The organism is Rhizobium sp. 05N49 (genome assembly GCF_056396805.1).
On the sequence record NZ_JBFTME010000013.1, the window covers coordinates 186,540 to 193,088 of the forward strand.

A 6,549-nucleotide genomic window follows, 5' to 3' on the forward strand; every position below is an offset into this window, starting at 1 on the left:
TCCTGCCGGACCGGCATTCTATCACGGACGGACCGGAGAGCCGACATATCCGGCGGACTGGATATAGGCGATGGGGGCAAAGAAATTGCCGCCGGCATTGAAAGCCATAAGCCCTTCCTCGCTCAATGCCGCCCGTACGGCCGGACGGGCAGCGACGCGCTTCATGAAGGCAGGAATAGCTGGAAAAAGATCGAGATCGATCGCGATCCAGGGCGACCAGTTGAGGCAGACGAAGAGATAGGCATCCGCGACCGTGAAATTCTCGCCGGTGAGATAAGGGCCGGCAAGCCTTCCGTTGATCCAGCCGAGGCGCTTCTGAACGACCGCACGCATCGCCTCATGCACGATAGCGTAATCAGCATTGAAGAGCATCACCATCGGCTTGTGCAGCTCCGATGTGATGAAGTTCAGCAGGGATTGCACCTGATTGCGGCCGAAGCTGCCGATTTCGGGCAGCATACGTCTTCCATCAGGAGCGCTGTCTGCAAGAAACTGCACGATCGCCGGCCCCTCCGTCAGTACCTTGCCATCATCGAGCATAAGCGCCGGCACATAGCCGTTGCCATTGATCGCGAGATAGTCCTCGCCGTTGCTGGTGCGATGTGTTTTTCGATCGACCGTGATGAGCTCGATATCGATACCGAGCTCCCGGCAGACGATATGCGGCGAGAGCGAACAGGCGGCCGCGTGCATGTAGAGCTTCATGTTTTTCTCCTCCTGCGACGGTGCGAAACCGTCTGCATCAATCCGTTGGACATTTGTACTATTTCGCATAAAATTCTCTTGGTCAATTATTTTATGCGAAATGGTACAAAATGAGCGAGAAGAAGCGCGGGCGTCCACGGGCCTTCAATGCGAAGGTGACCTTGCAGAAGGCAAGGGAGGTCTTCTGGGATCGGGGCTTTGCCGGTACGTCGCTGGATACGTTGAGCGCGGCCACTCAGCTCAATCGTCCGAGCCTCTATGGCGCCTTTGGAGACAAGGAAGACCTCTATCTCGATGCACTCGAGGGCTATCGCGCCGAGAGTATGGATGTGCTTGCCGATGCGCTCGATCCATTGCTGCCGCTGCGCGAAAACCTCGCACGTGTCTATCAACGGGCTCTGGAGATCTATCTTCACGGCGAAACAGCCGCGCGCGGCTGTTTTCTCATCGGCACTGCAACAGCCGAGGCGATCCAGCATGAACGGGTTCGGGAAGTATTGAGCCGAAGCCTGGACGATTTCGACGGCGAGATCGAAAAGCGCCTGAAGCTCGCCATAGAGCGGCGCGAGTTGCCGGATGGAGGCGACCCTCACACTCTTGCAAGGCTCGCCTCCGCCGTCATGCATTCGCTGGCCGTCCGCGCTCGCGCCGGCGACAGTCGCGAGACGCTGGAAGCCCTGGCACAGTCCGGCGTCGACATGATTTGCGGTAAAGCCTGAACCTCAGGCTTCCTCGCTCTTCGTGCGCACCAGCCATGTGAAGGCCGCACCCGCAAGAAGCAGGACGCAGGTGCCGAGAAAGACTGCCGGCATGCCGATATGCCCGCCGACAAAGCCGCCGAGAACGGGCCCGGCGACCTGTCCCACATATTGCGACGAGATGGACAGGCCCAGAATACTGCCGGCGGCACTATCAGGCACACTATGCCGGATGACCGCGGTGATGCAGGGCAACAGCCCGCCAAGCGCCAGTCCCATCAGGAAGCGCAGGCCGATCAGCTGCCATGAGGCGTTCACGAAGGCCTGCGGAATGAGCAGCAGTCCCGCGATCGCGAGCGCGCCGGCAATGACCGGCCAATGGCCGATCCGGTCGGCAAGCTTCCCGAGCCGCGAGGCAGACAGAATGCTGCCGAGCGCTGCCGCCGACATGACGATGCCGGAAATCATCGTTACCTGGCCCTGGTCGGGCACGATCTGTGCCACATAGACGGTGATGATCGGCTCGATCGACATATTGGCGAGCATCAGCAGCAGCCCGGTTGCCAGCATTGCGACGACCGGCCGCTTGTCGGGAATGGATTTCCAGCCGCCGGATGCCTTGGCCGCCTGTTTGCGGGCCGCCGACTTCTCTTCCTTGATCAGGAAGGTCGTCGCCAGGAAGGCGAAGAAGATCATGCCGCCGGCCGCCAGAAACGTGCCCCGGATGCCGATGATAGGCGGCAGCGCCCCGCCGATCAGAGGACCGACAAGATTGCCGGCCATGATGCCTGACGAGAGCACGCCGAGCGCCCAGGCGGACCGGTCTTTCGGCGTCTGTGTCGCCACCAGCACCATCGAGCCGGATGCATAACCGCCGGCCAGGCCGACGAAAAGGCGCAGCGCCACGAGTTGCCAGACGCTGCCGGCCATGCCCATCAGCGATATGGCGATCGTCATGCCGAGGCTGGCGCGCACCAGCATGAGCTTGCGTCCGTAGATGTCGCCGAGCCGGCCCCAGATCGGCGCCACGCAGGCGRCAGCAAGGAAGGTCGCGCCATAGGCGATGCCCGACCACTGCACGATCGCCGCATGGTTACTCACGCCGAGCTCCTCCACATAAAGCGGAAGGAACGGAAGCAGCAGCGTCATCGCCACAATGGTCGTGAACGAGCCAAGCAGTGAGATGACGAGGTTGCGTTTCCAGTAGGCGGAGCCGGGCGCCACCTTCGCGGCGTCCCATTGCGTATCGGTCATTGCGGATCTTCTTCGGTACAGTCTGGCTAGCGCCAAGATGAAGCTATCCTCACTTTACGCACCGCCCCGCGGCCTGCCAAGGACGGATTCCGCCCGATCCGACCTGCCCCCGGCGCAAAAGGCGGCTTGAAAGTCAGGATCGGGCCTCCAACTGATTGCAAATTGAAATCAGATTATCGAAGGAGGAAGCGATTATGACCAGCAGGAACGAGGCCCGGGCACGGATGCTGCGCGATCTCTACGCAGCCTATATCGATCAGCGGAAGGATATCGTCGATGCGATGCTGACGGAGGACTTCACCTTTTCCAGCCCGCAGGACGACCATATCGACCGTGCGACCTATTTCGAGCGCTGCTGGCCGAACGAGCCGGCACTGACAGGCTTCGACATCGAGTTCCTGGCGGTCGACGGCGAAGAGGCTGTCGTGCGCTACCGGGCCGAGATGACCAGCGGCAAAGCCTTCCGCAATATGGAAAGCTTTCGCTTCGACGGCGAGAAGATCTCCGGCGTCGATGTCTATTTCGGCCGAAACACTGGCTAGAAAAACCGTATCGCAGATGTCGCGATAATGATGATTGAAACTGCGACCATCAGCGGTTTCACCCGCAGGCGCTTGACGAGGATCGCCCCGAAGGGTGCCGCGATCACCCCGCCGATGATCAGACCCGCTGCCGAGCCGAGCTCCGACCAGCCGAGTGTCAGCAAGAAGGTGATCGAGATCGTCAGCGTCACCGCGAACTCGGTGAAATTGGTCGATCCGATAACCCGCTTCGGATCATGGCCGCGGCCGACGAGCGAGCTGGTGACGATCGGTCCCCATCCGCCGCCGCCGATCGCATCCAGCACGCCGCCGCAAACCCCAACCGGCGGCACCATCCAGTCGCGGACATCACGCTTCGGAGCCGGGTGGAAAGCCTTCCAGAGAATGAGGAGGCCGATCACGATCAGATAGGCCGAGACGAAGGGCTCGATCACCTTGCCGTCGACACTGGCAAGCAGGAAGGCGCCGACGGCCCCGCCGATCATGCCGGCCGGCGCCAGCCGCGCCACGAGCTTCCAGTCGACATTGCGGTGCCAGGCATGGGAAATGCCCGATGCTGCCGTCGTGAACAGCTCCGTCACGTGCGTCATGGCGCTGGCATTGGCGGCTGGCACGCCGAGCGTCAGCAGGCTGGTCGTGGACAGCACGCCGAAGGCCATGCCGAGCGCGCCATCGATGATCTGTGCGCAGAAGCCGATGACGATGAAGAGGAAGAAATCCGTGCTCATGAAAATCCTTGACGAGCAAAGGGCTGACCGAAGGCATACTGCAAACACGCTGAGGGCGAAAAAAGTTCCGGCTCAAACGTTCGGCGAGTGCCGTTTGAGGCGGATGACCTTGAAGAACCCGTTCGGGAAAACCGGCAAGATTTCAATGGCATCGAAGCCGCTCGTGCGCGCCCAGTCGGTGATCCGGCTGATCCGGAAAGACGAGCTCCAGCCGATCCGCCGGGCAAGCGGCGCCACCGCGTCCTCGATTGCTCCCTGCAGCCCTGCGCCGTCGCCGAGCTTGCTGGCCAGGATGATCTCGCCGCCCGGCCGCAAAACACGCGCGCATTCGTCCAGTGCCCGTTCCGGCTCGGGAATGAGCGTGATGACGAAGGGCAGGCAGACGGCATCGAAAGACTTGTCCTCGAAGCTCAGCGCATGAGCGTCCATCACCTGTAGGTGCCGCACGTGGAAAAGCTTGTGGCGGGCAATTTTCTCCCGCGCCTTGGCGATCATATGCTCGGAAATGTCGATGCCCGTCACCCGGGAGCGCCGGGGATAGTGCGATAGCACCAGGCCGGTGCCGACGCCGATCTCCAGAATGTCGGTGCCGGCGCCAGCGGCAAGCCGTGCTAGCGTACGATGCCCATCACGCAGGAGACTGCGATAGACCCGGTCATAGACCGGTGCCCAGCGCTGATAGATCTTCTGCTGGTCTTCCGCCTGATTTTGAATTTGACCCCGATTTTGAACTTGTCCCATGAGAGCGCCTCCTCCAGACCCTGCCTTCAAACTCGTGAAGGCAGGCTCCGGTTCCGGCGCATGGCAAAGGACCTGTCCAACCCGCTGCTTTTGCCTTCAGCGGAAAGGTCTTTTCGTGACCAAGGAAGCTTCGATCACTCTGCCGGCGGCGTGCGCAGATTGGTTTCGATGGAGGCAAGCTCGTCACTGACCGAACCGGCGACCACGCCACTGCCGCGCAGCGACTTATTGGAAATGTCGATCATCGGCGCGAAGCTGGCGGCCGGCATGCGGACATCTTCCTTCACCGGCTCTTCGACGGGCAGGGCGTCTGCGAGGCTCGGACGATCGCCGCGGGCCACTTCGAGCTGGCCGCTGAGGATCGAGCGTTCGGCGCGGAGCTGGCGGATTTCCGACTTGGCGATTTCGAGGCTCGTCCGCAGCTGGCCGATTTCGTAGCGGTCGGTGTCGAGGCGCGTATCCAGATCGTGCTTGAAGGCTTCGATTTCGCGGTCGCGCTTGCTGCGCTGGCTTTCGGCCTCACGCAGCTTCATGACAAGATCGTTGCTGTGGGCAGCGAGCTCGCGGCGGGCAGCTTCGCTTTCTGTGCCGTTGAGGCGAACGCGGTTGAGCTCGTCGGTCATCCGCTCCAGGCGCGCCAGCGCGGTGGCGAGTTCGCCCTTCGTGCGCTTCAGTTCCGCGCGGGTCGACTGCAACTCCTCGTCCGTCATCTTGTTGCGGCTGTTGGCCGTCGACAGCAGCTTCTCGACGAGTTCGGACTTCGAACCGATCGCTTCGTGCTTGGTGCGCAGGTTGGCGATTTCGAGCGTCGACGAGGTTTCCAGCGTCTCGAACTCGGCTTCCAGGCGGCGATGACGCTCCTCGGAAGCGGCCAGATCCTGCTTCAGGTTGGCGACGGAGGACTGCAGGCCGCGCGTCAGCGCCTCATGCTCAGAAAGGTTGCTCTTGAGGTGGGTGCGTTCCTCATTGAGGCGGGCGATTTCGCGCAGCTGGATGCTGTTTTCGCGGCGCGAGCTTTCGGTGAGCAGCTGATGCGCCGTGGTTTCCAGCTCCAGCTTCTCGCGGGTACTCGCCAGTTCGCGGCTGCGCGCATCATGATCCTGCTGCGTACGACGAAGCTGCGAGGAAACGTCGTCGAACTGCAGCGCCCGGTCGCGGATCTCGCGTTCGGCGTCGATCAACCGCGCTTCGACGACGGTGAATTCTTCCCGTGTCAGCTCATGCACGCCCTGCAGCTTCACCAGCTCTTCGCGGTAGGTGCCGGCTTCGACGCGAAGCTGGCTGCCGTCGAGCTTCAGCTCCTTGTTGTCGGCGGTCAGGCGCTGGTTTTCCTGATCGGACTTGCGCCGCGCATTGCTCTCATAGTCGAGCAGCGAACTCAAACGCGAACATTCGGCCCTCAGCGCGCCCGTTTCGTTGAGCGAGTGGCTGTGCGCGCCGAGCAGCGAGGAAACCCGCTCCTGCAGCGACGTCAGGCTGACGAGCAGCTCTTCGGAGGATTGCTTGTTCTCCTCGATTGCCGTGCCGAAAGCCTGGAAATCATCGACTTCCGAAACGTTGTACTGCACTGGCGGCCTCTCCACGAGGCCCGTCTGTTCGGTGATGGAAAATGTCTGGCGATGGCCCGATACTCTCGAACCCGGCTTGACCGGTTCTTCATTACGACGAAAAAAGCTCATGACCATCATACGCCCCGAAGTTGATGTCAGAAGTCCCTGAAATGATTTATGCAATGCTAATTAAGCAGATCCTATCAAAGGTTGTGCTAACCCTCCTTGATAGCCCTGGATTGCATCTAAGACGTGCGGTTCACCATCTGTCAAAAGCGCCCACGAGAAATTAACAGTTTTTTATTGAAATATCGGCGGCGTCCCCTAAGCG

7 protein-coding genes are annotated in these 6,549 nt (G+C 61.2%); 2 read left to right on the plus strand and 5 right to left on the minus strand.

The annotated features are described in order from the left end of the window. Positions 1-21 precede the first annotated feature (21 nt). Positions 22-705 carry a glutathione transferase GstA gene (gene gstA, locus AC1DF8_RS24520; RefSeq protein ID WP_478155374.1) on the minus strand — a complete coding sequence of 228 codons (684 nt, stop codon included), beginning with the start codon at positions 703-705 and terminating at the stop codon, positions 22-24. Positions 706-815: 110 nt separating this feature from the next. Between gstA and AC1DF8_RS24525 the strand changes: the two genes are divergently transcribed. Continuing rightward, positions 816-1,424 (plus strand): TetR/AcrR family transcriptional regulator, encoded by a 609-nt coding sequence (locus tag AC1DF8_RS24525; protein WP_478155375.1) that lies wholly within the window; start codon positions 816-818, stop codon positions 1,422-1,424. A gap of 3 nt (positions 1,425-1,427) precedes the next feature. Here the strand turns inward: AC1DF8_RS24525 and AC1DF8_RS24530 are convergent, their stop codons facing one another. Continuing rightward, positions 1,428-2,657 (minus strand): MFS transporter, encoded by a 1,230-nt coding sequence (locus tag AC1DF8_RS24530; protein ID WP_478155376.1) that lies wholly within the window; start codon positions 2,655-2,657, stop codon positions 1,428-1,430. A gap of 194 nt (positions 2,658-2,851) precedes the next feature. Between AC1DF8_RS24530 and AC1DF8_RS24535 the strand changes: the two genes are divergently transcribed. Further along, entirely contained in the window at positions 2,852-3,199 is a 348-nt protein-coding gene (locus tag AC1DF8_RS24535; protein WP_478155377.1) for a nuclear transport factor 2 family protein, read from the plus strand. On the opposite strand, the gene AC1DF8_RS24540 is transcribed toward AC1DF8_RS24535, so the two are convergent. The 3 genes from AC1DF8_RS24540 to AC1DF8_RS24550 form a co-directional block, all read right to left on the minus strand. Continuing rightward, positions 3,196-3,927, minus strand: coding sequence for a sulfite exporter TauE/SafE family protein (locus tag AC1DF8_RS24540; RefSeq protein ID WP_113116209.1), 732 nt, complete (start codon positions 3,925-3,927; stop codon positions 3,196-3,198). The two genes, AC1DF8_RS24535 and AC1DF8_RS24540, sit on opposite strands and share 4 nt — an antisense overlap. Before the next feature lie 72 nt (positions 3,928-3,999). Then, positions 4,000-4,668, minus strand: a complete 669-nt coding sequence (locus AC1DF8_RS24545) for a class I SAM-dependent methyltransferase (protein ID WP_113210014.1) — start codon at positions 4,666-4,668, stop codon at positions 4,000-4,002. 134 nt (positions 4,669-4,802) lie between these two features. After that, on the minus strand, positions 4,803-6,347 hold the full coding sequence (locus tag AC1DF8_RS24550) for a hypothetical protein (protein ID WP_478155378.1): 1,545 nt from the start codon (positions 6,345-6,347) through the stop codon (positions 4,803-4,805). Positions 6,348-6,549 lie beyond the last annotated feature (202 nt).